A 23,997-nucleotide genomic window follows, 5' to 3' on the forward strand; every position below is an offset into this window, starting at 1 on the left:
GAGCCTCCCGGCCCGCTGGCTGCGGTGCTGGAGCACGCGGACTGACTTGCCCTGTGTTGCCCCGAGTGTGCACGGAGTCCGGTTCGGACCTGACGGGGTGCACGCTCGCCGAACCGCTTCGGGTCAGACGGTCCCGGGATGGCGCGACTTCGGGGCCCGCCCCGCCGGCTGCTCGACCGGTTCGACGGGGTCCGCCACCGGGATCGGGAGCACCACGGGAGCGTCCGCGAGGGCGACGGGCTCGCTGTGGTGGCGCAGCCGCATCGGCAGGCCGTCCATCAGCCGGTACTCGACCTCCTCGCGGGTGATGTGCACCCGCAACCGCCTGCCGTGCCAGCGCATCCCGAACGTGACGTGGGTGAGCGCGGGTGGCAGGCGCGGGGCGAACCGCAGGCCGTCCCCGTCGCACACCATCCCGCCGAACCCGGCCACCATCGCCATCCACGTGCCGGCCATGGACGCGATGTGCACGCCGTGGTCGGTGTTGCCCGCGAGATCGTGCAGGTCGATGAGCGCGGACTCCGCGAGGTAGTCGTAGGCCAGCTCGAGGTGACCGGTCCGGGCGGCCATGACGGCCTGGCTGCAGGCCGAGAGCGACGAGTCCCGCACGGTGATGGCCTCGTAGTAGGCGAAGTTGCGGACCGTCTGCTCGTGTGTGAACGCGTCCGGTCGCAGCTGCATGGCCAGCACGAGGTCGGCCTGCTTGACGACCTGTTTGCGGTACAGGTCGAAGTAGGGGAAGTTCAGCAGCAGCGGGTAGGACGCGGGCTTGGTGCCCTCGAAGTCCCACAGCTCGTGGTGGGTGAAGCCCTCGGACTGGGGATGTACGCCGAGGTTCTCGTCGTAGGGGATGAGCATGGAGTTCGCGGCGTCGCGCCAGCTCGCCATCTCCTCGGCGTTCACGCCGAGCCGGGCCGCGAGGCGGGAGTGGCGGGCGGCGGTCTCCGCCGCCACGCGCAGGTTCAGCTGCGCCATGAGGTTGGTGTAGACGTTGTTGTCCGCGATCGCGGAGTACTCGTCCGGGCCGGTCACGCCGTCGATGCGGAAGCGGCCGCTCGCGTCGTGGTGGCCGAGCGAGCGCCACAGCCGCGCCGTCGCCACGAGCAGTTCGAGACCCACCTCCTTCTCGAACTCGACGTCGCCGGTGGCCGCCACGTAGCGGCGGACGGCGTCGGCGATGTCGGCGTTGATGTGGAATGCCGCGGTGCCAGCGGGCCAGTAGCCCGAGCACTCCTGACCGCGGATGGTGCGCCACGGGAACGCCGAGCCCTTGAGGCCGAGCTGCTCGGCGCGCTCGTAGGCCAGCGGCAGGATGGAGTGCCGCCAGCGCAGGGCGTCCGCCGCCGCACGGGGGGCGAGGTGGGTGAGCACCTGCAGGCAGAACGTCTCGGTGTCCCAGAAGGTGTGGCCGTCGTAGCCCGGGCCGGTGAGGCCCTTGGCGCCGATGGCGCGCCGCTCGGCTCTGGCCCCGGCCTGCAGAACGTGGAAGATCGCGAAACGGATGGCCTGCTGCAGCTCGGCGTCGCCCTCGATCTCGATGTCCGCGGTGGCCCAGAACTCGTCGAGGTAGGCGCGCTGCTCGGCGACCAGCCCGTCCCAGCCCGTGTAGCGGGCGGCGGCGAGCGCGGCGCCGACCTGGTCGTACACGGCGGGCAGGGAGCGGCGGGCCGACCAGCCGTACGCGAGGTACTTGACGATGCGCAGCACCTGGCCGGGCTCGATGCGGGCGATGATCGTGGTGCGGCCGGTGTCCTCCGTGGCCTCGGAGGAGATCTTGTGATCGGGGCCCGTCACCTCGTGGTCGGTGGCGGCGCCGACCCGCAGCCCGGAGCTGCGCGTGTGGTGCACGAGCGTCGTGCCCGCGACGTCGCTGCGGTGCAGCTCGGAGATCAGCGGGTCGGTGAGTGCCTCCTCGATCCGGGGGTCGCCCTCGTCGTCGTGCTCGGGCAGCTGCTCGTTGGCCACCAGCTCGGACTGCACCACAAGCAGCACCGGCCGGTCCACGACCTCCACCTCGTACGCGATCGCCGCGGCCGCCCGCTGCGTGAGCGACACGAGCCGCTCCGAGCGCACCCGCACCACGCGGCCCGCGGGCGAGACCCACTCGACGTCGCGCGTGAGCATCCCGGCCTGCATGTCGAGCACGCGTTCGTGGCGGCGCAGGGTGCCGTAGCGCAGGTCGAACGGCTCGTCGTCGACCAGCAGGCGGATGATCTTCCCGTTGGTGACGTTGATGATTGTCTGCCCGGACTCGGGGTAGCCGTAGCCGCCCTCGGCGTAGGGCAGCGGGCGGCGCTCGTAGAACGAGTTCAGGTACGTGCCGGGCAGGGCGTGCGGGTCGCCCTCGTCGAGGTTGCCCCGCAGGCCGATGTGGCCGTTGGAGAGCGCGAAGACCGACTCGGTCTGGCCCAGCCCGTCCAGCGAGAGCCGCGTCTCGCGGATCGTCCAGGGCTCGATGGCGAACGGGCGGGGCTCCGGGTTCACCGCTCCTCCAGTAGCTCGGCGAGGTCGGAGACGACGACGTCGGCCCCGTGTTCACGCAGCTTGTCGGCCTGGTCGAGCCGGTTCACGCCGACGACGGCGCCGAACCCGCCCGCGCGGCCGGCCTCGACGCCCGCCAGCGCGTCCTCGAAGACGACGGCCTGCTCGCGCGACACGCCGAGATCGGCGGCGGCGGCCAGGAACGTGTCCGGGGCGGGCTTGCCGGGCAGGCCGCGCTCCTTGGCGGTGACCCCGTCCACCCGCACGTCGATGAGGTCGGCCAGCCCGGTGACGTCCAGGATCGTCGCGGCGTTCGCCGAGGACGACACCAGCGCCGTGTGCAGCCCGGCGGCGCGCACGGCGTGGAGGTAGCGCACCGACCCCGGGTAGACCTCGACGCCCTCGGTGGCGATCAGCTCCTGCACCATGGCGTTCTTGCGCGCGGACAGGGCGTACACCGTGTCGGCGTCCGGGGCGTCGCCGGGACCGCCCTCGGGCAGCGTGATCCCCCGCGACGCCAGGAACCCCCGGGTGCCGTCCAGCCGCGGCTTCCCGTCCACGTAGGGGCCGTAGTCCGTGGTGGTGTCGAACGGCCGGAACGGCACGTCGTGCGCGGCCGACCAGCGCCGCAGGAACTCGTCGAACATCCGCTTCCAGGCTGCGGCGTGGACGCTCGCGGTGTCGGTGATGACCCCGTCGAGGTCGAACAGGCACGCGCGCGTTCCGTCGGGGAGACCCAGCATGCGCGAACGGTACCGAGTCGATCAGGGAGCGCGGGTATCCGCCGGATGACGGTTCTGCCCTGTTCCGCCAGGTGTCAGGCCGATCCCGGCCCGACGGGAACGCGGGAGTGCGGCGGGTCGCCGTCCACCGCGATCGTGCACTCCCCCCGGAGCGCGGCGCGCACGACCAGCGTGCCGCCCTCGGGACGCGGCTCGATGCGTTCCTGGACGGTGGCGCGGACGGCCTCCAGCAGCGCGAGCGGCGGGAGCGCGAGGGCGTGCAGGGCCTCGTCCACGTCGACGTCGACGCGCAAGCGCTTGCCGAAGCGGGCCTGTTCGAGCTGGAGGTAGGCGCGGACGGCCGCCAGCTCCTCGCCGAGCGTGGTCGTGGCCGCGGTGCGGTCCGTGGCTCGGTTGAGGTCGGCGAAGCCGAGCAGGAGGTCGCGGGCGCGGGCGGGGTCGGTGCGGATCACGGAGGCGATCGTGTTGAGCGAGTTGTAGAAGAAGTGCTGCTCCAGGCGCCTGCGCTCGATGGTGGGATCGGCGGTGGGCTCGTCGGTGGGCTCGTCGGTGGGCTCAGCCGTGGGCTCGTCGGTGGGCTCAGCCGTGGGCTCGTCGGTGGGCTCAGCCGTGGGCTCGTCGGTGGGCTCAGCCGTGGGATCGGTGATGGGCTCGGCGGCGGCTTCGTCGGTGGGCTGCGCGTGCGCGCCGCGTGTCGCCCCGGCCTGCTCCCCGGCCGGTTCCGCAGCCGGTCCGGGAGCCGGCCGGGTCGCGGTCCCGGCGGGCGATTCGGCCGGCGGCGCGGCCGGCGGTTCCGCAGCGGGCCGGACGGCCGTCGCGTCCGGGGTGGGTTCCGCGGGCGGCGCAGGCGTCACCTCGACGAGCTGCGCCGGGTCGATCTCGCCGTCCGGGACGAGGCCCCGCCACGTCGGCAGGCGCAGCCGCCCGTCCGGCATGCGGTCGGCGTACTCGACCCGCCCCACCAGCTGCGGCGCCATCCACACCGCGGACTCGGCGATCTCGCGCGGCAGCGGTGCGGTGAACGGCGAGTGCGCGCGGCGCAGCCCGGGCAGGGCCGCGGCGACCGCGCCCCGGTCCGCGGCGTCGCGCAGCCCGGCCCGCCCGACGTACCGCAGCCCGCCCGTCTCGGGCACCCCGAGCAGCAGCGCGCCGATGGCGCTCTCCGGACGGCGCGGATCGGCCGGGCTGAACCCGCCGACGACGACCTGCCGCACCCGGCGCACCGGCAGCCGCAGGAAGTGCCTCGACCGCCGCCCCGGCCGGTACGGCGCGTCGAGCTGGCGGGCGAAGAGCGCGTCGACGCCGTGCTGGTCCGCGGCGTGCATGACGGGGCCCAGTTCGGTGGCGGGGAAGGTCGGGGTCAGCCACACGGCGGGCTCGTCGGTGCGCAGACCCTCGGCGAGCTCGCGGCGCGCCCGGTAGGGCAGGTCGAGCGTGGAGCGACCGTCGTGCCACAGCACGTCCCCGACGAGGAACGCGACGGGCACCCGCCGCATCAGGGCCTCCGACGGCCGGAATGTCCCCGCACGGCTCTGCAGGGCCCGCCGGCGCGGCGTCCCCGAGGGGCCCTGGGCCACCACCGTCCCGTCCAGAATCACCCCGCCGCGGGGCGCGACCGCGCGCAGCGCCGTCTCCAGGTCCGGGAAGATCGACGCCAGTGAGCGGCCCGAGGAACTGCGCAGCCGCACCCGCTGCGCGGTCACGTGCGCGACGACGCGCAGACCCTCCCAGGCGAACTCGACCGACCAGTCCGGGCCGCCGGGAAACTCGCCGCTGCCGGCGAGCATGGGTTCGACCAGGTCGGGCATGGTGGCCGCGGCTCCTGAAGCTGCACGGCCCGTCACCCGTCCCACGCTAGTGGGGCCCGATCGGGTGGTCGGTCCGGGTCTCAGGGAGCGTGGCGGCGCAACCACTCGATCGGGTCACCGTCGCGGACCGGATCGGGTGGGCCGCCGGGGCGTACCGGTTCCCCCACCTCCATCCCGGCCTGGCGCAGCAGCGCCCGCACGAGCCCGCGCCGCTGCGCGGAGTAGGCCAGGACGTGGGCGAGCACGCTGCCCAGCACGAAGCTCTCCGGCGGGTCGCACAGCGCGTCGACGAGCCGGTCGCCCCAGGCGCCCCGGCGCTCCGTCTCGCGCACCCAGCCGAGCCAGCGCGGCGCGACGGCGTCCAGGCGGGCGGAGAGCTCCCCCGCGTCGGAGTCCTCGGCGATGCGGCCGGGATGGTCCGCACCCTCGATCGAGGCGAGCCAGATCTCGTAGGTGCCGACGCAGCGGTTGAGCAGCGCCTTGATCGAGCCCTCCGGACCGGCCCAGTGCAGCAGCGTGAACCCGGGTAGCCGGTCGCGGGCGTAGGCGTCCGCGTCGAGGCCCTTGGCGAGGTCCACGAGGGCGCGCACGTCGTCGACGTCCTGGTGCACGAGCAGCGCCGTCACCTCGGCGGCAGAGGTGCCGCCCGTGCCCTCCACCCAGAGGCCGTCCGGGGAGTGGAAGTGGATGCCGTTGGGGGCGGGCAACCAGTGCGCCGAGCCGGACACGGACACGGCCCGCGGGGTGTCGCTCGGCGGGTGGCCGTAGGCCCGGGCGTAGGCGCGGGCGAAGCCCTCCACCGAGCCGTAGCCCGCCTCGAACGCCACCTCGGTGACGGAGGCACCGCGGCCGAGCCGCCAGGCCGCCCGCTCCAGCGCCACCCGGCGGCGCATCGCGACCGGCGGCTCGCCGGCGTCGCGGGCGAGCCTGCGGCTGAAGTGGAACGGCGAGGAGTACGCACCGTGGGCCATGTCGTGCAGGGTGCGGTGGTCCTCGTCGAGGACGGCGTCGATCAGCTCGCGCAGCCGGTCCCGCCCCGGGCCCGTCACGCCGTCCAGTCCGTGGAGCGCGGGCCTGCGACGCTGTAGCGGACGCAGGCGAAGGCACCGTTGCGCGCCACCTCCTCCGTGCGCAGCGCGTAGCGGCGGGGGAACAGCGGCCGGCCCTCCCCGAGGGTGACCGGCGCGATCGAGACGACGATCTCGTCGAGCAGGCCGGCGTCGGCGAACTGCCCGGCGAGATCGCCGCCGCCGACCACCCACACGTCCCTGCCCGCGGCCGCCTCGACCAGCTCGGCGTGCACGGCCTGGACCTCACCGGAGACGAACCGCACGTCGGCACCCTCGATCGGGGGCAGGTCGCGATGGGTGAACACGACCGACGGCATGTCGTAGGCCCACTTCTCGGTGCCGCCGGTGACCCGCGCCCGGACCCACTCGTAGGTGGTGGCGCCCATCGCGATCGCGCCGATGCGCGCGATGAACTCCTCGTAGTTCATCGGGCCACCGGGCTCCTGGTCCTGGACGAACAGCCAGTCGAGGCTGTCCCGGGGGTCGGCGATGAACCCGTCGAGGGTGGTGGCGGTGTAGTAGACGGTCCTCATGGCACACCAGCGTGGCCTACCCGGGGGGTGGGCGCCCGACCGTTCTTGCGCAGCTGCCTTCGGTGGACGCCGCGGCGGCGGGCCCGCCGGGGTGGTCACCGGGCGGGTGATGGCGCGGGTCGTCGCGCCCGGTCACGGTGGTCACGCGCCTTGCTCACCGCGCGGGTCACCGCGTCTTCGCTGACGGCGCCCCGGGACGGGGCCTGGCCACCTCGCAGCTCCGCCGCACCCCTCGCAGAGCCCGCGCACCCCTCGCAGGCGCCGCAGCCCTTGCGAGGCGTGCCGAAGGTCTGCGAAGCAGCGGGCCAACATCTGCGAAGCGCGCCCGAGGTCTGCGAAGCAGAGTCAGGAACCGCGCACCCGCCCGCAGGCGCCTCAGCACGCCTCGCCCGCGAAGGCACACGGCCAGCCCCGGCCCCGCGGGGGCGGTCAGCACCCTCCCGCCCGCACACACGGCCAACCACCCGCCCGGCGGGCACGCGGCCAGCTCCCGCGCGCACACGGTCGGCCCGTCCCACGGGCACACGGTCACCCACCCGCACCCGGGGCACGGTCAGCTCCGGCCCCACGGGCACGCGGTCAGCCGTCCTCCACCAGCCCACACGCGTGGCGGTACGCCGCGTCGACCAGCGCCGCGAGCGCCGCCTCGGCCACCACCCCGTCGGGCCGCAGCTTCACGTGCCGCATCCGCCGTCCGCGACCCTCCAGCAGCCCGGCCGGGTCGTCGAGGTCCGCGCCGTGGAAGAACCCCACGGCAGCGTGCGCGGTGTACGCGCCCACGTACGCGAACGGCACGTCGCCCAGACAGGCCGTCGGGACCCCGTCGTGGAGCAGTTCGCGGACGTCGTCCCCGCAGCCGCGCATCCGTGCCCACCACGGCTGAGCGAGCGCCGCGAGAGTGGGACGCTGCCGGGCGAACCAGGCGTCGATCGCCGGGTCGAGCTCCACCGCTCCGTCGAACCGCAGGAACCCGGTCATACCGCCCTCCGGACGGGACCGTAGCAGCCCGTGCGGCGATACTGAGCCCATCATGACCCTCACCCCGCGACTGCCCGCCACCCCCGATCCCGACGCGCTGGTGGAGGCGTTCGCCGACTGGGCGTTCGAGGAGCAGGGCATCTCGCTCTACCCGGCGCAGGAGGAGGCGCTGCTGGAGCTCGTCACCGGCGCGAACGTGATCCTCTCCACGCCGACGGGGTCGGGGAAGTCGCTGGTCGCGATCGCGGCGCACGCCGCGGCCTTCGGCGCGGGCCGTCGCACGTTCTACACCGCGCCGATCAAGGCGCTGGTCAGCGAGAAGTTCTTCGCGCTCTGCGACGTGTTCGGGCCAGAGCACGTCGGCATGCTCACCGGGGACGCCGCGGTCAACCAGACGGCGCCGATCATCTGCTGCACCGCCGAGATCCTCGCCAACATCGCGCTGCGGTCAGGTCAGGGCGCCGACGTCGGGTCGGTCGTGATGGACGAGTTCCACTTCTACGCCGATCCCCAACGCGGCTGGGCGTGGCAGGTGCCGCTGATCGAGCTGCCGCAGGCGCAGTTCCTGCTGATGAGCGCCACGCTCGGGGACGTCACCTTCTTCCGCGACGATCTCACCCGCCGCACCGGACGCTCGACCGCGGTGATCACCTCGGTGCAGCGGCCCGTCCCGCTGCACTTCCGCTACGTCCTGACACCGCTGCACGAGACGATCGCCGAGCTGCTCCAGACCCACGAGGCGCCGGTGTACGTCGTGCACTTCACGCAGGCCTCGGCGATCGAACGGGCCCAGGCGCTGATGAGTGTGAACGTGGCGTCGAAGGAGCAGAAGGCCGAGATCGCGGCACTGATCGGCGACTTCCGGTTCACCGCCGGGTTCGGGCGGACGCTGTCGCGGCTGGTCCGCCACGGCATCGGCGTGCACCACGCCGGGATGCTGCCGCGCTACCGGCGGCTGGTCGAGACCCTCGCGCAGGCCGGGCTGCTCAAGGTCATCTGCGGGACGGACACCCTCGGCGTCGGGATCAACGTCCCCATCCGGACGGTGCTGTTCACCGCGCTCGCCAAGTACGACGGCACCCGGGTGCGCGGCCTCAAGGCGCGCGAGTTCCACCAGATCGCCGGGCGGGCGGGCCGGGCGGGCTACGACACCGTCGGCACGGTGGTCGCCGAGGCGCCCGACCACGAGGTGGAGAACGCGCGGCTCCTGGCCCGGGCGGGTGACGACGAGAAGAAGCGGAAGCGGATCGTCCGCAAGAAGCCGCCCGAGGGTTTCGTCGGCTGGTCCGAGCGGTCGTTCGAGCGCCTGCAGAACGCCCAGCCCGAGCCGTTGACCAGCCACTTCTCCGTCACCCATGCGATGGTGCTCAACGTGATCTCCCGCCCGGGGGACGCGTTCGCCGCGATGCGCCACCTGCTGGAGGACAACCACGAGCCCCGCGAGCGCCAGCGCCGCCACATCCTGCGCGCGATCGCGATCTACCGGGCGTTGCGCACGGCGGGGGTCGTGGAGGAGCTGGCCGGGGCGGGTGGGGAGGACGGCACGGCGACGGGCCGCCGGGTGCGGATCGTCGGCGGGCTCCAGCTGGACTTCGCGCTCAACCAGCCGCTCTCCCCGTTCGCGCTCGCGGCCGTCGAGCTGCTGGACAGGGCGTCGCCCGAGTACCCGATGGACGTCCTGTCGATCATCGAGGCCACCCTGGACGATCCCCGTGCCGTCCTGATCGCGCAGGAGAAGAAGGCCCGCGGCGAGGCCGTCGCGGCGATGAAGGCCGAGGGGATCGAGTACGAGGAGCGGATGGCGCTGCTCGAGGACGTCTCCTACCCGAAGCCGCTGGAGGAGCTGCTCGGCGCCGCGCTGGAGACCTACCGGCGCGGGCACCCGTGGGTGGAGGACGCGCGCCTGTCGCCCAAGTCGGTGGTCCGCGACATGTACGAGCGGTCCATGACCTTCGTCGAGTACGTCGGGTTCTACGGCCTGGCCCGGTCCGAGGGGCTCGTGCTGCGCTACCTCGCCGACACCTACCGCGCGCTGCGCCAGACGGTGCCTGACGAAGCGAAGACCGAGGAGCTCGCCGACATCGTCGAGTGGCTGGGCGAGCTGGTGCGCCAGACGGACTCGTCGCTGCTGGACGAGTGGGAGAAGCTCGCCGCGGGTGCGGACGGTGCGCCCGTGCAACGGCCCGCGCTGGACACCGGGCCCGAGGCGGTCACAGCCAACACGAGGGCGTTCCGGGTGCTGGTGCGCAACGCGATGTTCCGGCGCGTGGAGCTGGCGGCGCTGCGCCGGTGGGACCTGCTCGACGAGCTGGACCGCGACGCCGGCTGGGACGCCGACTCCTGGCGCGAGGCGCTCGAGCCCTACTTCGCGCTGCACGACTCGATCGGGATCGGACCGGACGCCCGCGGGCCGTCGATGATCACGATCACCGAGGAGCCGCAACGCTGGCTGGTCCGCCAGGTGTTCGACGACCCGGCGGGCGACCGGGACTGGGCGATCAGTGCCGAGATCGACCTCGGCGCATCCGACGAGCGGGGCGAGGCGGTCGTGTGGGTGACGGCGGTGGAGCCGCTGGGCGGGTACTGAGTCCCTGGCTCCGGTCCGTCCCCACGCTCAGCGTCCCTCGCCGCAGAAGCCGTCGTTGTCGCCGTCGCGTTCACCGGGCAGGCAAGGGTGGCCGCTCTGCCCGGACCGGGGCTTCGACGGCGGATCGGGATCGGGCTCCGACGTGCGCCGGTCCGTACCGCTCCCAGAGTCGTCGCCGTCGTCGCGGTCCTCGCCGCGCTGCGGGTTCGGCTGGGGCTTCGGGGCCGGTTTCGGCGCGGGCCGAGGTGACGCCGTCGTCGTCGGGGCGCTGGACGTCGCCGCGCGGGTCTCGCCCGGGCAGGGCTCGGCGGACTTCACGACGCCGACGTCGACCGTGACCTCACGGTCCGTGGTGCCTGCAGCCGGGGTCTGCGTGCAGACGGTCCAGTCCTGCTCGTCGAGCCGAAGGCGCTCACCCGTGGCGTCGTGCGAGGTGAACCTCGGGAATCCGGCCTCGCGAGCCGCATCCTCCGCGATCGGGAGCGTCTCGCCGACCAGTTCGGGCAGACCGGTGTCGTCACCCGGGCACCGCTCGTCGGTCTTGACGACGCCGAGCTCGACCGTGACGTCGCCGTCGACGGGCCCGGCCGCCGGGGTCTGCGTGCAGACCCGCCAGTTCGACGCGACGAGCTGTGCGCGTGCCCGGAGCAGGTCGCGGGAGGTGAGCGCGGTGAACCCTGCTGCCGTCGCGGCGGTCCGGGCGTCGTCCAGCGTCCGTCCGGCGAGATTCGGCAGCAGTGGACGGTCGGCCGAGCCGCATCCGGCGAGCAGCGCGAGTGCCGACACGGTCAGCCCGGCCCGGATCCGTCGGGGACGGCTCGGCCTGCTGCCCGCGGGGAGCGTGGCTAACATGGCGGAGCACCATAGTGGAAGGTCGACAACGACATGATCGGGGTCGACATGATCAGGTCGACACGCGCGAAGGGCCGACCACCCGGGCGGACCGTCCGACGCCGGAACCGGCGCGCGGGCGGCGACAACGCGCGCTCGACGCGACGTCAGCGCGCCCGACGCAGCGTCCGCGCGGCCAGGTCGACGATCGCTCCCGCCGCGCCCAGGTCGGCGCGGACGTCCTCGGGGTCGGCCTCCCCACCCAGGTACTCGACGGCGTTGCGCTGCCGGCGGACCCGGTCGAACGAGCGCAGCGGCCCGCCGCGACCGTGCAGGGCCGTCACCGCCTGCTGGACGGCGAGGTGGCCGCCCCGGCTCGTCGCGCGCAGACCGTCGGCCAGCAGGAGCGCGGCGCAGGACTTGCGGATGGCGTCGTAGAGGGCCGTGTAGGCGAGGTCCGGGTCGGTGTCCGCGAGGACCTCGGCGGAGCGCAGGTGGCGACGGGCGGCGTCGATCGCGCGGGCAGCGGCCTCGGCGTCCGGTGGGACGCGCTCCAGGCGGCCGGCGGCGAGCAACGCGTCGACGTCTCGCCCGTCCCGGCTCACCGGGCTCCGCCTCGAGATGTGATCACCGGTTGCGTGACATGACCTGCACGGGCACACCTCATGTCACGGAACCGGTGATCACCGCACTGGCCGCGGGAGCCACTCACCGCGGCACCGGCACCCGCGGCGCCGACCGGACCCGCCGGACGAACCCGTCCTCACCCGCCGCCCAGCGCGCGGCGGAGACGACCGTGACGTTGACGGGCAACCCGATCCGCTCCTCGGCGCGCCGCGCGGCCTCGTGGACGGCATCGCGGTCCGGCTCCCCGACGGCGAGCACGTCCACGTCGGCAGGCGGGCGCCCGCGCTCGCCGTGATGGCGGGCCGCCCAGGAGCCGAAGACGTCGAGCACGTCCAGCCCGGCGACGCCGTCGAACTCCTCGGCGAGGATCTGGACGGGACCGAAGCTGAGGGCGACGAGGTCGGTCAGCGGGGCGACGGCGGGCGAGCCCCGGTCGGCCGAGACGAGCCGGGCGGGGCCGACGCGCCGGGAGCGGAGCAGCCCGGCCTCCTCGAGGCGATCGACCTCGCGCTGGACGGCGGCGAGCGAGGCGCCGGTGCGGCGGGCCAGCTCCGTGAGGGTGTGCTCGGCGTCGGGGACGAGCAGGAGCGCCGCGAGCAGGTCTCCCTGCAACCTGCTGCGGAACAGCGGGAGGAGCGGCGGGGCGGCTACTACCACATCGCGCAATATACCTTGCGTGATGCGAGAATGCTCAGCCGGCGAGCGCCCTCGCCTCCTCCGCCTCGATCTGCTGGTTCCACTCCTGCTTCGACGACCGCCAGCCGTCCTCGTCACGGCCGAGCCGCCAGTAGCCGGAGATGGACAGCCGCGCCAGGGGAACGCCCCGCTCGAGGCGCAGGTGACGGCGCAGCTGCTTGACGAACCCCGCCTCGCCGTGGACGAACGCGTGCACGGCACCGTCGGGGAACTCCAAGGTGCGAACGGCCTCCACCAGCGCCTCGCCGAAGCGCCCGGACCCGCGGTGCAGCCAGCGGATGTCGGCGGCGGCCTCGGTGGTGAGCTTCTGCTCGTCCTGCGGCCCCTCCACCTCGACGAACACGTGCGCGGGCACCCCGGCGGGCATTCCCTCCAGCGCGGCCCCGATCGCCGGGAGGGCGCTCTCGTCCCCGGCGAGCAGGTGCCAGTCCGCCGTCGGGTCCGGAGCGTACGCACCGCCAGGGCCGACGAAGCGCACCACGTCCCCGGGGCGGGCGGCGGCGGCCCACGGCCCGGCGAGGCCGACATCGCCGTGATGGACGAAGTCGATCGTCACCTCGCCCGCGTCCGGATCGCAGGCACGCACCGTGTAGGTGCGCGTGGCCGGCCAGGCGGTGCGCGGCATCTCGGAGCGGATGCGGCGCAGGTCGAACGGCTCCGGGTAGGTCACGCCGGGTGGGGGGAAGAGCAGCTTCACGTAGTGGTCGGTGTAGCTCCCCGCGGGGAAGCCCGCGAGTCCGCCCAGCACGACGCGGATCATGTGGGGGCCGAGGCGCTCGGTGCGCAGCACGGTTCCGACGTTCACCCGCTGGCCGCGTTCGTCCGCCATCCGTCCTCCTCAATAGGTGAGCCTCACCTATGCTAGCGGCTGCGGAAGCGCTCGCCCACGGCGACGATCGCACCCGCTCCCCCGACCATGGCCCGCCGATCCACCGCCGCGCCACTACCGCTTCGCCCGGTATCCGATCGGGTACCCGCTGCCACGGTCGCGTCACCGGAAAGGCGACCACCGCGGCGCGGACCGCCTGCCCTCAGAGGCGGCGCAGGCCCGTCAGCACCCGCTCGAGGAACGCGAGGTCCGGGATGTCCTGGACGCCGGTGGCGTGCACCGTGACCGCACCCTGGGCGGCGAGATCGCCCAGGACGACCCGGGCGACGCCGATGGGCGCGTTCATGAGCGCGGCGACCTCGGCCACCGACACGGGACGGCGGCACAGCGCGACGACCGCATGGTGCTCCCGCGGCGGACGGGGCCCGGCCGACACCAGGGTCTCGAGCTCCAGCTCGATCTCGGCGCGCGTGCGCCCGCCGGTGAGGATGTACGGGCGAATCCGGATCGACGACGGGGACGCGGCGGCGCCGCCGGTGAAGGTCTGGGTGTCCGGATCGATGTCGCCGTCGAGGGCGGTGTCGGCATCGGCGTCGATGTCGGCATCCTGCTCGGGTCGGTACAGCGGCCACTCCACCACGGGCGGGTCCGTCGCGATGGGCTCGGGCTCGGGTGCGGGTCCAGGCTCGGCGGTCCGGGTGCGGGTGCGGCGGCGCGACGACCCCCCGAAGCGGGCGCCGGTGTACCCGACGACCGGGCCGCCGCTCTCGGGCTCGGCGCGCTCCTCCGGGGCCGGCTCGGCCGCAGGTGAGACGGGTGTGGCCGGCGCGCGCCGCTTGCGTCCACCTCCACCGAAGCGCGCACCCGTGTACCCGATCTCGGGTCGTGCGTCCTCAGGCATGCCGCACCTCCGTCGCGCAGAGTGGCGAGGGCACATTACAGGCATGTGACATCTACGTTCCCCAACCGTGACTTCCGCCCGTGATCGGTAACACGATGCGATCAGGTGACGATGGGGTTGCCCACGGATGGCCGCATACCCTCACCCGAGTGCCAGAGTGGTCGGCCATCGCGCGCCACCGGGCCCGAGGCCTGGAAGGCTACGTCCGTGACCGCCCCGGACTTCGCGAAGCTGCGTGCCGAGTTCGCGCTGCCCGACGGGTTCCCCGCGGACGTGCTGGCCGAGGCGGCGGGCGCACGGGCGGCGGCCGGCCCGCGGACCGACGCCACGCACGTCGAGCTGGTGACGATCGATCCGCCCGGTTCCCGCGACCTCGACCAGGCCGTGGGCGTCGCCCGCCGCGGGGACGGGTTCCGCGTGCACTACGCGATCGCGGACGTGGCCGCCGCCGTCGTCCCCGAGGGACCGCTCGACGCGGAGGCGCGCCGCCGCGGGCAGACGGTCTACCTGCCCGACGGGAACGTCCCGCTGCACCCGCCGGTGCTGTCGGAGGGCGCCGCGAGCCTGCTCCCGGACGGTCCGCGCCTCGCGGTGCTGTGGACGTTCGACCTGGACGCGGCCGGTGAGCCGGAGCGCGTCGACGTCCGGCGGGCGACGGTGCGTTCCCACGCGCAGCTCACCTACGAGGGCGTGCAGGCCGACGTGGACCGCGGGACCCTGCACCCGGCGATCGCCGCGCTGCCCGAGCTGGGCCCGCTGCGGCGGGCCGCCGCGGTGCGGCGCGGGGCGGTCGAGCTGGAACTGCCGGAGCAGGAGGTCGTCCGGACGGGCGACACGTGGTCGGTCCGCGTGCGGCGACGGCTCGACATCGAGGCGTGGAACGCGGAGATCTCGCTGCTCACCGGCATGACGGCGGCCCGCATGATGCTGGACGCCGGGGTCGGGCTGCTCCGGGTGCTGCCCGCGCCGGATCCGGGTGCGATGGCGGACCTGCGCGACACCGCGCGGCGGCTGGGCGTCGGGTGGCCGGAAGGGGCCAGCGCCGCCGAGGTGCTGTCGGCGCTGCCCCGGGACACCCCGGCGGCGCTCGCACTGCGGCGCGCGGCGACGTCGCTGCTGCGCGGGGCGGGCTACGCCGCCTTCGCGCCGGACGGGCCACCGCCTCCGCAGCAGCCCCGTCACGGTGGGATCGGCGCGCCGTACGCGCACGTCACCGCCCCCCTGCGGCGGCTCGCGGACCGTTTCGGCACCGAGGTGTGCCTCGCCGTCGCGGCAGGCGAGGATCCGGCGCCGTGGCTGCGTGCCGCCCTCGGCAAGCTGCCGGGGATCATGTCGGAGTCCGACGCCCGCGCGAACGCGGTGGCCCGGGCCTGCGTGGACCGCACCGAGGCCGCGACGGTGGCCGGGCGGCTGGGCGAGCGGTTCACCGTCGTCGTGCTGCGAGCCGCGGCCTCGGCCGACGAGACCGGCGAGGTGTACCTCGCCGATCCGCCGATCCTCGCCCGGTGCGCGGGGCCGCTGGCCGCGGGCGAGACCGTCACGGTGCGGCTGGTCGCGGCCGATCCGGGCACCGGACGCATCGAGTTCTCGGCATGACCCCCGCCGCCAGACGAAGCGCGGGGATCCTGCTGCACCGGGCGGGCCGCGCCGGTGACACCCAGGTCCTGCTCGGGCACATGGGCGGCCCGTTCTGGGCGCGCAAGGACGCCCGCGCGTGGTCGATCCCGAAGGGGGAGCTCCTGCCCGGCGAGGACCCGCTCGCCGGGGCTGCGCGGGAGTTCACCGAAGAGCTTGGCCTTCCCGTGCCGGACGGCCTGCCGGTCGAGCTGGACACCCTGCGCGTCTCGGGAAAGGCGGTCACGGTGTTCGCGCTCGCCGCGGACCTCGACGTCACCGTTCTCGCCCCCGGGACGTTCACGATGGAGTGGCCACCGCACTCGGGGCAGGTGCAGGAGTTCCCCGAGATCGACCGCGCGGAGTGGTTCGACCTCCCCACCGCCCGGGAGAAGATCGTCAAAGGGCAGGCGCCGTTCCTGGACCGGCTGGGCGACGTGCCGCGGGGGCCTGCCGAGTAACGCCTCCGGCGCGAGGCGCCCAGCCCGGCCGGATCAGCCGTCCGGGACCGCGCCGGGAGCCGTCGGAATGCCGCCGGGATGGGCCTGCGCCACGTCCGCGACCGCCGCGAGCACGCCCCGATAGCCCGTGCACCGGCAGAGCACCCCCGACATGTCCCGCGCGAGCTGCTCGGGTGCTGGGTCGTCGCACAGCAGGCCGTAGGCGCTCATGAGCATCCCGGGCGTGCAGAAACCGCACTGCAGCGCGTGATGGGCGGAGAACGCCTCCTGCAGCGGGTGCTGCGCGTCCGGGGTGCCGAGGCCCTCGACGGTGACGATCTCCGCGCCGTCGCACTGCACCGTGAACAGCAGGCAGGCCCGCGCCGCCACCCCGTCCACGAGCACGGTGCACATGCCGCAGACGCCGTGCTCGCAGCCCAGGTGGGTGCCGGTGAGGCGGACGCGGTCGCGCAGGGTGTCGGCGAGGTGCTGGCGGGGCGGGACGGTGACGGTCACGGGCGCGCCGTTGACGGTCAGGGTCACCTCGGCGACGGCGGCCGCATCGACCCGGTCGCGGGGACCGCGCTCCGGACCCGGACCGCCGCTCGCGTCGGCCCCGCGGCCGCCGCGGCCCGGACCGCCGCCACCGGGACCGAGCCCGACTCCGCCCGCCTCGCCGGCGCCCGCGGCCCGCCGCCGGGCCGCCGCCAGCTCCCGCGCCGCCAGCACGCGCAGCAGCCGTCGCCGGTAGCCGGCCGAGGCGTGCCCGTCGCCTGCCGTGTCGACCATCCCCGCGACGACGTCCCCCAGCACCTCGCGCAGCGCCCGCTCGTCCGTTCCGTCGGCACCGTCGGCACCGCCCGGGCCGTCCGCGACGAGCGCGGTGACGTCGCAGGTCAGCGGCCGGTCCGAGACCCCGAACGCCGCGAGCCGGGCACCGGTGACCGCGCCTGCGGAGTCGACCCGGACGCGGGTGGCGACCCCGGCGAGCGCGAAGTCGCCGTGCCGCCGCGCGATCTCGGCGAAGCCGAACCCCTCCCCCGGCCCCGCCACCGGCAGCTCGACGGCGACCAGCACCTCGTCCTCCGCGAGCGCGGTGGTCATGAACCCGGCGAAGAACCCGTCGGCCGGCACCCGCCGCCGCCCGGACGGCCCGGCGATCTCCAGCACGGCGTCCAGGCAGGCGGCGACGGCCGGCAGCTCGGCCGCCGGGTCGGCGTGCGCGAGCGAGCCGCACACGGTGCCGCGGCTGCGCAGCTCCCGGTGCCCGACGAACGGCAGCGCCATCCCCAGCAGCGGCACCTCCCGGGCGACGGCCGAACGTTCCACGGCCCGCTGCCGCACCGCCGCCCCGATCCGCAGCACCCGGCGCCCACCACCGCCGTCCGCCACACCGGCGGCGAGCTCGTGCAGCTCCGGCACCGCCGTGACGTCCACGAGCGTCGCCGGCGCGCCCAGCCGCATCGCGAGCACCGGCACCAGCGACTGCCCCCCGGCCAGGACCTTGGCGTCCTCCCCGGCGAGCTCGGCGAGCACGCCGTCCAGCGTGCCGGGCCGGACGTACGCGAACGGTGCCGGCTTCATCCCCTCATCACCGCCCCGTGAACTCCGGGCGCCGCTTCTCCCCGAACGCCGCCACGCCCTCGGCGAAGTCGCGGGTCGCCCGCAGCATCGAGTAGGCCTTGCGCTCCAGCTCGATGCCGGTGTACAGCGGCCCGTCGATCCCGCGGTCCAGCACCTCCTTCGCGGTGCGCTGTGCCGCCGGGGAGAACGCGGCCAGCTTCGCGGCGAGCGCGTCCGCCGCGGCGTCGAGCGCCGCCCGGTCCTCGCTCAGCTCGGCGACCAGTCCCCAGTCCAGCGCCTGCTGCGCCTGGATCCGCGTCGCGGTCAGGACGTGGTACTTCGCCCGGGACAGCCCGATCAGCCGGGCGAGTCGCTGGGTGCCCCCGGACCCGGGGATCATCCCGAGGTTCATCTCGGGCAGCGCGAACTGGCTGCGCGGTGTGGCCAGTCGGATGTCGCAGGACAGCGCCAGCTCCAGGCCGACGCCGAAGCAGTACCCGTCGACCGCGGCGACCACGGGCCGCGTACTGCGCGCGGCCGCGGTGACGTTGTGCCCGAGATCGGTGAAGTCGATCGGGTCGACCTCCATGAACCCGGCGATGTCCCCGCCGGAGCTGAAGTGCTCGCCGTCGGAGCGCACGACGACCACGCGCACGTCCGGGTCGCGCTCGATCCCGGCGAACGCCTCGGCGACGCGCTGCCGCATCTCCCAGGTGATCACGGTGTACTTCCCGTGGGACAGGGTCAGGTACGCGACCCGCCCGTCGTGCCCGCGGTCGAGCAGGACCTTCCCGCCGGTCAGTGCCATCGGGTTCCCTCCAGTAGCCGGTGGATCACGTCCCCGTGCAGCGGCAGGCGGTCGACCGGCACGCCGGCCGGGGCCAGCGCGTCGGCGACGGCGTTGGCGAACGCCACCGGGAAGCTCATGGACGACCCCTCGCCGCAGCCCTTCGCTCCGAGCGGGGTGAGCGGCGACGGGGTGACGACGTGCCCGGAACGCAGGTCGAACCCGGCCTCCGCGCTGGTGGGGCACAGGTAGTCGAGGAACGTCGCTGCCGTCGGCTGGCCGTCCGCGTCGTAGGTCAGCTCCTCGTAGGCGGCACCCCCGAGGGCGTGCACGAGCGCGCCGTGCACCTGCCCGTCGAGGAGCTGCTGGTGCAGGACGGTGCCGGCGTCGTGCACCGACGCGACGCGGTCGAGGCTGATCTCAAGGGTGTCCGGGTCGATCCGCACCGCGACGATCTCGGCGACGAACCCGTAGCAGAGCGAGGAGTTGATCCGGTCGTCGCGGGTGGCGGCCCGCGCCCGCGGCGTGAACGCCGCCTCCTCGTACAGCCGGGCAGGCGTGCCCTCGGGCAGCGTCCCCGGGTCCCAGTGCACGACCCCGGCGGCGTGCCGGAACGCCACCTCGGCACCCGACGGGTGGCGGACGGCACCGTCGACCAGGTCCAGCTCCCCGGCGGGGAGGTCCAGCAGCACCGACGCCGCGGCCCGGACGGTGCCGGCGATCCGGTCGGCCGCCTCGACGACGGCGCTGGTCACCAGCGGCGCGAAGCGCGAGGAGTAGCTGCCGGAGGTGACCGTCCACGGCGTCGTGGCGGTGTCCATGTCGATCACGACCCGGACCTGCTCCACGGGCAGCCCGAGCCGGTCCGCCGCGACCTTCCGCGCCACCGTCGCGTGGCCCTGCCCCTGGGGGACCGACCCGAGCACGACGGTGACCACGCCCTGCACGTCCACGGAGATCCGCACGTGCTCCGTCGAGCCGGACTTGCCCCGTTTCCGCAGCTCGGCGGGGGTGGCGAGGCCGACGTAACCGATGTTGGTCCCCGAAGGGTCGGTGACCAGCCCGACGCCGATGCCGTAGAACGCACCCTCGGCCCGGGCGGTCTCCTGGCGGGCGCGCAGCTCGTCCAGGTCCGCGAGCTTCACCGCGAGATCGACGGCGGCGTGGTAGTCACCGGAGTCGTACACCCCGCCGGTGGGTGTCTCGTGCGGGAACGACGCCACCAGGTTGCGCCGCCGGACCTCCAGGACGTCCAGCCCGGTGGCGTGCGCGACCGCGTCCATGAGCCGTTCGAGGCCGAAGTAGAGCTGTTGGCCGCCGAAGCCGCGGTTGAGCCCGGTCGGCATCGTGTTCGTGACGACGGCGCGGGCGCGGACCTCGATCGCCCCGATCCGGTACGGCCCGGTGAAGTTGCCGTAGCAGCGGTAGAGCGTCGACGGCTCCGGCGGGCGCAGGTACGCGCCGACGTCGTCCACGAGATCGGCCTTCAGCGCCGTGACCTCGCCCGACGCCGTCACCGCCGCCGCGAACCGCATCACCCGCGACGCCCCGCAGGAGCTCGCGAGCAGGTGCTCCACGCGGTCCTCGGTCCACCGGACGGGCGCGCCCGCGTGCTTCGACGCGAGCGCCATCAGCACGACGTAGGGGTAGATGCCGGCCTTGATGCCGAAGCTGCCGCCGATGTCCGCGGGTACGTGCAGGCGGATCGCGGACGTCGGCAGGCCCAGCGCGCCCGCCATGACCGGCACCATCGTGAACGGGCCGTGGAAGTTCGCCCACGCCTCCACCTCGGGGCCCGACTTCCAGTGCGCGATCACCGAGTAGCACTCCATCGGCACCGACGAGTAGCGCGGGAAGTCGTACTCGCCCTCCACCACGTGATCGGCGGTCCGGAACAGCTCGGAGACGGGTCCGAACGAGAACGTGCGGTCCGTCGCGACGTTCGTCCCGGCCTCCGGGTGCAGCAGCGGCGCGTCCGCCGCCAGCGCCGCCCGTGCGCCGATCACCGGGGGAAGCGGCTCGTCGTCGATCTCGACGAGGTCCGCGGCGTCCTCGGCGGTGTAGCGGTCCCGGGCGACCACGACCGCCACCGGCTCGCCGACGTAGCGGACCCGGTCCACGGCCGTCGGGTGGTACGCCATCGCCGCGCCCGTCGAGAGCGGGAACGGCCGCAGCGCCGCCCGGACCTCCTGCGGCCCGATCACCGCCACGACGCCGGGGTGGGCACGGGCCGCGTCCAGGTCGACCGCGAGCAGCCGGGCGTGCGCCTGCGTCGAGCGGACGACGGCCGCGACCAGCGTGCCGGGCAGCGGGTCGAGGTCGTCGAGGAAGCCGCCGCGGCCCGTGACGAGCGCGGCGTCCTCGATCCGCGACGGGACCCAGCGCCGCTGCGCCGCCGGCTCGCCGTGCCGCAGCTGCTCGTCGTGCATCGGGTGTGCCCGCTGCTCAGCCATCGGCCCCGCCGTCCGCCAGCGCGTCGTACTCCCCCGCCACCAGCGTGCGCCGCAGCGTCTTGCCCACCCCGGAGCGTGGGATCGCCGCCACCGCCACCACCCGCTTCGGCCGCTTCAGCGGCGGCAGCACCTCCCGGGCGTACGCGCCCGCCGCCCGCGCCGCCTTCGCCGGGTCCACCCCCGCCCGCGCCACGACGAACGCGGTGACCGCCTGGCCCCACCGCTCGTCCGGCAGCCCGACGACGCAGACGTCGTCGATCTCCGGGCAGCGGACGAGCGCGGCCTCGATCTCGTCCGGGTAGACGTTCTCGCCACCAGAGTTGATCATGTCGTCGACGCGGCCCGACACCCACAGGTCGCCGTCCTCGTCGGCCACGGCGAGATCGCCGGTGTAGTACCAGCCGTCCCGGATGGCCTTCGCGTCCGCGTCCGGTCTGTTCCAGTAGCCGCCGAACGCCTCGGGGCTCGCCATGGAGACGATCACCTGCCCCTGCTCCCCCGGCCCGACCAGCGCGTCCGCGGGCGCGCCGACCTCCGGGGCGACCAGCCGCACCCGGGAGAAGATCCCCGCGCGCCCCGCCGATCCCGGCTTCGCGGCCACGTCGGGCTCGATCGTGAAGGTGTAGATCTCCGTCGAGCCGAAGTGGTTGACGAACGCCGCGGGCGCCACCAGCTCCACCAGCTCCTCGGCCAGCGCGGGGGTCATCGCCGCACCGGCGTAGGCCAGCCGCGCCACGCCGCGCAGCACCTCCGGGCGCCCGGCGCGCAGCAGCGACCAGTAGATCGTGGGCACGAGGTAGAGCGCCGAGACGTGCTCGCGCTCGATCAGCTCCAGCGACTCCGCGGCGTCGAAGGCGGGCTGCCCCACCCACGTGCCGCCGATGACGATGCTGCAGAGCAGCGTCCGCAGCCCCATCGTGTGGAACAGGGGCATCACGCCGAGCACCACCTCGCCGTGGCGCTGCTGCAGCTGGACGGCCTGCGCCACGGCCGCCGCGTGCTCCGCGGAATGGCTGCGGGGCACGCCTTTGGGCCGGCCGGTGGTACCGGAGGTGTAGAGCATGACGCTCGTGTCCTGCGGGGCGGGGCCGCCGGGGAGCGGCCCGTCGGGCAGGGCGTCGGCGGCGCCGTCCAGGTCGGCGACGGAGCGTACGGCGCTGGCGTCGATCACGGAGTCGAGCGCGGCGGCGCGCCCGGCGTTGGCCTCGTCGACCACGACGAGGGTGGCACCGCAGTCGCCCGCGCAGTAGCGCAGCTCCTCGGGTCCGAAGCGGGTGGACAACGGCACCGACACCGCGCCCAGCTTCTGCGCGGCAAGATGCAGGCTCGCGAGCGGCTCACCGCCACCGGTCACGAACGCGACCCGGTCGCCGCCGCCGACACCGGCCGCGGCCAGCGCCCGGGCGAGGCGGTTGGTCCGGGCGTCCCATGCGCGAAAGGTGAGAGTGCGGCCGGTGCCGGCGACCGCCCGGCGGTGCGGGTGACGCTCCGCGGCCCACGTCAATGTGGTGGCGAGATCCATACGCCTCGGTCTCCGCTGATCGACTTCGTGGTTCGTGCCGAGATTACCGTGATCGTCTGATTCAGACCATATTGACGATACTATGACGGCCGTGAACGTTCAACCCGGACCGTCCGGTCGATAGGCTCCGGACGTGCCCGCCCTGCGCCTGTCCGCGACCTCCTACGTCGTGCTCGGGATGATCGCGCTGCGGGGGCCCTCCACCCCGTACGACCTCAAGCGGGCCGTCGCGCGCTCCGTCGGCTACTTCTGGCACTTCCCGCACGCCCAGCTCTACTCCGAGCCGGACCGCCTCGCCGAGGCCGGTCTGCTCGATCTCGCCGTCGAGGACCGTGGGCGGCGCCGCAAGACGTACTCGATTACCGACGAGGGTCTGGCCGCCCTGCGCGCGTGGCTCGCCGTCCCCACCGACGAGCACTTCGAGATGCGCGACGTCGCGGAGCTCAAGCTGTTCTTCAACGAGGTCGGCGACCCCGCGGACGTGCCGCGGCTGGCCGCGCAGCAGATCCGCCAGCACGAGGAGCGGATCGCCGTCTACGAGGAGATGGCGCGGCGCTACGGGGACTCCGCGGCGCTGCAGCCTCGGATGATCACGTTGGAGCTGGGCCTGGAGATGGAGCATGCCGCGCTCCGCTTCTGGCGGGCCCTGGCTGACGGCCGGCTCGACGAGTTACGCCAGAAGCGGGAACGCGTGCTACCCTAAGTGGCCCTACGCTCGGCAACCGAGCGATCATCTCCGCCCGACCGGGTGAGATAGGCACCAGGCACATGACTGAGCGACAGCACCAGGCCTAGCTTGTCCGCATGCGACGGAGGCTGCTGGCGACGCTGGCCATGGTGGGGGTACTTGCCGGGTCGGTGTTCCTCGGCGGGAACGCCGCGGACACCACGAACCTCGCCGGTGGTGGCGGCACCGTCACCACGAGCAAGATCAACCGGGGCTGGTGACCTCGGAGCTCCTCACGAGTGTCGCGTCCCCCGGCGCCGCGCCGACGATGCGCGGTGCGAACGGCGAGCCGGCGAACAGGGCGGCCACCGCCGCCGCCGCCGCGCCCGAGAGCAGGATCTCGGTGCGCCCCTCCTCGTAGGTCGGCGGCCCGGTGAACACGGCGTCCACCACGTTCTCGGGCCCGAGCAGGGCGGCGATCTCGCGCACCGTCTCCACGGGGACGGTGTTCGCCTCCACGTAGAGCGGGGGCAGCGCACGCCCGGCCGCCGCCGCCGCGGCCGCGACCGCCCCGGCGAGGTCGCGTGCCGCTTCTGGCGGGCACAGCGCGATCACCACGTCGGCCCGACGAACGACCTCGTCGGTGTCCGGCACCCCGACGAGGTCGGAGATCTCGGCCCGCTTCGACGTGCGGACGCTGCGCCCGGCGGCCGCCCAGATCACCGCGCTCGCCGCCGGCTTCAGCGCCGAGCCGACGGCCGCGCCCATCTTCCCCGGGTGCAGCACCCCGACGATCGGCCGCGGGGGCAGGCTCTGTTCGCTCACCGCGCCATCCTCGTCGCTCACCGCGCCATCCTCGCGCACGGG

At 74.3% G+C, this 23,997-nt stretch carries 21 protein-coding genes; 5 read left to right on the forward strand and 16 right to left on the reverse strand.

Annotation, left to right across the window (positions count from 1 at the left end; translation table 11 throughout):
* Positions 1 to 123: 123 nt before the first annotated feature.
* The 6 genes from AB7J25_RS07005 to AB7J25_RS07030 form a co-directional block, all read right to left on the reverse strand.
* On the reverse strand, positions 124 to 2,484 hold the full coding sequence (locus AB7J25_RS07005) for a glycoside hydrolase family 65 protein (RefSeq protein WP_428506281.1): 2,361 nt from the start codon (positions 2,482 to 2,484) through the stop codon (positions 124 to 126).
* Positions 2,481 to 3,224: a beta-phosphoglucomutase family hydrolase gene (locus tag AB7J25_RS07010; RefSeq protein ID WP_428506283.1), complete on the reverse strand. Its 744-nt coding sequence runs from the start codon at positions 3,222 to 3,224 to the stop codon at positions 2,481 to 2,483. The genes AB7J25_RS07005 and AB7J25_RS07010 overlap by 4 nt, the downstream gene beginning before the upstream one ends.
* A gap of 74 nt (positions 3,225 to 3,298) precedes the next feature.
* Positions 3,299 to 5,032: a histidine kinase gene (locus tag AB7J25_RS07015; protein WP_428506285.1), complete on the reverse strand. Its 1,734-nt coding sequence runs from the start codon at positions 5,030 to 5,032 to the stop codon at positions 3,299 to 3,301.
* Positions 5,033 to 5,112: 80 nt separating this feature from the next.
* Positions 5,113 to 6,081, reverse strand: coding sequence for a helix-turn-helix domain-containing protein (locus AB7J25_RS07020; RefSeq protein ID WP_428506287.1), 969 nt, complete (start codon positions 6,079 to 6,081; stop codon positions 5,113 to 5,115).
* On the reverse strand, positions 6,078 to 6,635 hold the full coding sequence (locus AB7J25_RS07025) for a dihydrofolate reductase family protein (protein WP_428506289.1): 558 nt from the start codon (positions 6,633 to 6,635) through the stop codon (positions 6,078 to 6,080). Before AB7J25_RS07025 ends, AB7J25_RS07020 begins: the two co-directional genes overlap by 4 nt.
* Before the next feature lie 579 nt (positions 6,636 to 7,214).
* Positions 7,215 to 7,613 (reverse strand): DUF1801 domain-containing protein, encoded by a 399-nt coding sequence (locus tag AB7J25_RS07030; protein ID WP_428506291.1) that lies wholly within the window; start codon positions 7,611 to 7,613, stop codon positions 7,215 to 7,217.
* A gap of 52 nt (positions 7,614 to 7,665) precedes the next feature.
* Here AB7J25_RS07030 and AB7J25_RS07035 point away from each other — a divergent pair, with 52 nt between their 5' ends.
* A complete protein-coding gene (locus AB7J25_RS07035) occupies positions 7,666 to 10,200 on the forward strand; it encodes a DEAD/DEAH box helicase (protein WP_428506293.1) in 2,535 nt (844 codons plus the stop codon).
* Between the two features lie 27 nt (positions 10,201 to 10,227).
* Here AB7J25_RS07035 and AB7J25_RS07040 read toward each other — a convergent pair whose 3' ends face one another.
* The 5 genes from AB7J25_RS07040 to AB7J25_RS07060 form a co-directional block, all read right to left on the reverse strand.
* A complete protein-coding gene (locus tag AB7J25_RS07040; protein ID WP_428506295.1) occupies positions 10,228 to 11,052 on the reverse strand; it encodes a PASTA domain-containing protein in 825 nt (274 codons plus the stop codon).
* Between the two features lie 146 nt (positions 11,053 to 11,198).
* The gene (locus AB7J25_RS07045) at positions 11,199 to 11,636 is read right to left on the reverse strand and encodes a hypothetical protein (RefSeq protein ID WP_428506297.1); all 438 of its coding nucleotides are present in this window, start codon (positions 11,634 to 11,636) and stop codon (positions 11,199 to 11,201) included.
* Positions 11,637 to 11,739: 103 nt separating this feature from the next.
* Positions 11,740 to 12,315 (reverse strand): MarR family transcriptional regulator, encoded by a 576-nt coding sequence (locus AB7J25_RS07050; RefSeq protein ID WP_428506299.1) that lies wholly within the window; start codon positions 12,313 to 12,315, stop codon positions 11,740 to 11,742.
* Positions 12,316 to 12,349: 34 nt separating this feature from the next.
* Complete coding sequence (locus AB7J25_RS07055) at positions 12,350 to 13,183, reverse strand: siderophore-interacting protein (protein WP_428506301.1); 834 nt, start codon at positions 13,181 to 13,183, stop codon at positions 12,350 to 12,352.
* A gap of 202 nt (positions 13,184 to 13,385) precedes the next feature.
* Entirely contained in the window at positions 13,386 to 14,084 is a 699-nt protein-coding gene (locus AB7J25_RS07060) for a DUF742 domain-containing protein (RefSeq protein ID WP_428506303.1), read from the reverse strand.
* Positions 14,085 to 14,291: 207 nt separating this feature from the next.
* On the opposite strand from AB7J25_RS07060, the gene AB7J25_RS07065 reads away from it, so the two are divergent.
* Together AB7J25_RS07065 and AB7J25_RS07070 are read left to right on the forward strand one after the other, a co-directional pair.
* Positions 14,292 to 15,680 (forward strand): RNB domain-containing ribonuclease, encoded by a 1,389-nt coding sequence (locus AB7J25_RS07065; protein ID WP_428506305.1) that lies wholly within the window; start codon positions 14,292 to 14,294, stop codon positions 15,678 to 15,680.
* The gene (locus AB7J25_RS07070) at positions 15,677 to 16,159 is read left to right on the forward strand and encodes an NUDIX domain-containing protein (protein WP_428506307.1); all 483 of its coding nucleotides are present in this window, start codon (positions 15,677 to 15,679) and stop codon (positions 16,157 to 16,159) included. The genes AB7J25_RS07065 and AB7J25_RS07070 overlap by 4 nt, the downstream gene beginning before the upstream one ends.
* Before the next feature lie 33 nt (positions 16,160 to 16,192).
* Here the strand turns inward: AB7J25_RS07070 and AB7J25_RS07075 are convergent, their stop codons facing one another.
* Genes AB7J25_RS07075 through AB7J25_RS07090 form a run of 4 tightly spaced genes read right to left on the reverse strand, consistent with a single transcriptional unit; the run spans position 16,193 to position 22,463 of the window.
* Positions 16,193 to 17,722 carry an FAD binding domain-containing protein gene (locus AB7J25_RS07075; RefSeq protein ID WP_428506309.1) on the reverse strand — a complete coding sequence of 510 codons (1,530 nt, stop codon included), beginning with the start codon at positions 17,720 to 17,722 and terminating at the stop codon, positions 16,193 to 16,195.
* 7 nt (positions 17,723 to 17,729) lie between these two features.
* Positions 17,730 to 18,509, reverse strand: coding sequence for an enoyl-CoA hydratase/isomerase family protein (locus tag AB7J25_RS07080; RefSeq protein WP_428506311.1), 780 nt, complete (start codon positions 18,507 to 18,509; stop codon positions 17,730 to 17,732).
* A complete protein-coding gene (locus tag AB7J25_RS07085; protein WP_428506313.1) occupies positions 18,500 to 20,941 on the reverse strand; it encodes a xanthine dehydrogenase family protein molybdopterin-binding subunit in 2,442 nt (813 codons plus the stop codon). Before AB7J25_RS07085 ends, AB7J25_RS07080 begins: the two co-directional genes overlap by 10 nt.
* Positions 20,934 to 22,463, reverse strand: coding sequence for a class I adenylate-forming enzyme family protein (locus tag AB7J25_RS07090; protein WP_428506315.1), 1,530 nt, complete (start codon positions 22,461 to 22,463; stop codon positions 20,934 to 20,936). The genes AB7J25_RS07085 and AB7J25_RS07090 overlap by 8 nt, the downstream gene beginning before the upstream one ends.
* Positions 22,464 to 22,596: 133 nt before the next feature.
* On the opposite strand from AB7J25_RS07090, the gene AB7J25_RS07095 reads away from it, so the two are divergent.
* The gene (locus AB7J25_RS07095; RefSeq protein ID WP_428506317.1) at positions 22,597 to 23,166 is read left to right on the forward strand and encodes a PadR family transcriptional regulator; all 570 of its coding nucleotides are present in this window, start codon (positions 22,597 to 22,599) and stop codon (positions 23,164 to 23,166) included.
* Between the two features lie 101 nt (positions 23,167 to 23,267).
* A complete protein-coding gene (locus tag AB7J25_RS07100; RefSeq protein WP_428506319.1) occupies positions 23,268 to 23,411 on the forward strand; it encodes a hypothetical protein in 144 nt (47 codons plus the stop codon).
* Here AB7J25_RS07100 and AB7J25_RS07105 read toward each other — a convergent pair.
* Entirely contained in the window at positions 23,395 to 23,976 is a 582-nt protein-coding gene (locus AB7J25_RS07105; protein WP_428506321.1) for a hypothetical protein, read from the reverse strand. The genes AB7J25_RS07100 and AB7J25_RS07105 overlap by 17 nt on opposite strands.
* Between the last annotated feature and the right edge of the window lie 21 nt (positions 23,977 to 23,997).

The sequence above is a fragment of the Pseudonocardia sp. genome, from assembly GCF_050246655.1.
In the GTDB taxonomy this organism is placed as follows: Bacteria; Actinomycetota; Actinomycetes; order Mycobacteriales; family Pseudonocardiaceae; genus Pseudonocardia.

Excerpts from the sequence above, each read along its gene's own strand:
- AB7J25_RS07010 (WP_428506283.1), bottom strand. The coding sequence starts at position 3,224 with ATGCTGGGTCTCCCCGACGGAACGCGCGCGTGCCTGTTCGACCTCGAC.
- AB7J25_RS07015 (WP_428506285.1), bottom strand. The coding sequence starts at position 5,032 with ATGCCCGACCTGGTCGAACCCATGCTCGCCGGCAGCGGCGAGTTTCCC.
- AB7J25_RS07025 (WP_428506289.1), bottom strand. The coding sequence starts at position 6,635 with ATGAGGACCGTCTACTACACCGCCACCACCCTCGACGGGTTCATCGCC.
- AB7J25_RS07030 (WP_428506291.1), bottom strand. The coding sequence starts at position 7,613 with ATGACCGGGTTCCTGCGGTTCGACGGAGCGGTGGAGCTCGACCCGGCG.
- AB7J25_RS07035 (WP_428506293.1), top strand. The coding sequence starts at position 7,666 with ATGACCCTCACCCCGCGACTGCCCGCCACCCCCGATCCCGACGCGCTG.
- AB7J25_RS07040 (WP_428506295.1), bottom strand. The coding sequence starts at position 11,052 with ATGTTAGCCACGCTCCCCGCGGGCAGCAGGCCGAGCCGTCCCCGACGG.
- AB7J25_RS07055 (WP_428506301.1), bottom strand. The coding sequence starts at position 13,183 with ATGGCGGACGAACGCGGCCAGCGGGTGAACGTCGGAACCGTGCTGCGC.
- AB7J25_RS07060 (WP_428506303.1), bottom strand. The coding sequence starts at position 14,084 with ATGCCTGAGGACGCACGACCCGAGATCGGGTACACGGGTGCGCGCTTC.
- AB7J25_RS07070 (WP_428506307.1), top strand. The coding sequence starts at position 15,677 with ATGACCCCCGCCGCCAGACGAAGCGCGGGGATCCTGCTGCACCGGGCG.
- AB7J25_RS07075 (WP_428506309.1), bottom strand. The coding sequence starts at position 17,722 with ATGAAGCCGGCACCGTTCGCGTACGTCCGGCCCGGCACGCTGGACGGC.
- AB7J25_RS07080 (WP_428506311.1), bottom strand. The coding sequence starts at position 18,509 with ATGGCACTGACCGGCGGGAAGGTCCTGCTCGACCGCGGGCACGACGGG.
- AB7J25_RS07085 (WP_428506313.1), bottom strand. The coding sequence starts at position 20,941 with ATGGCTGAGCAGCGGGCACACCCGATGCACGACGAGCAGCTGCGGCAC.
- AB7J25_RS07090 (WP_428506315.1), bottom strand. The coding sequence starts at position 22,463 with ATGGATCTCGCCACCACATTGACGTGGGCCGCGGAGCGTCACCCGCAC.
- AB7J25_RS07100 (WP_428506319.1), top strand. The coding sequence starts at position 23,268 with ATGCGACGGAGGCTGCTGGCGACGCTGGCCATGGTGGGGGTACTTGCC.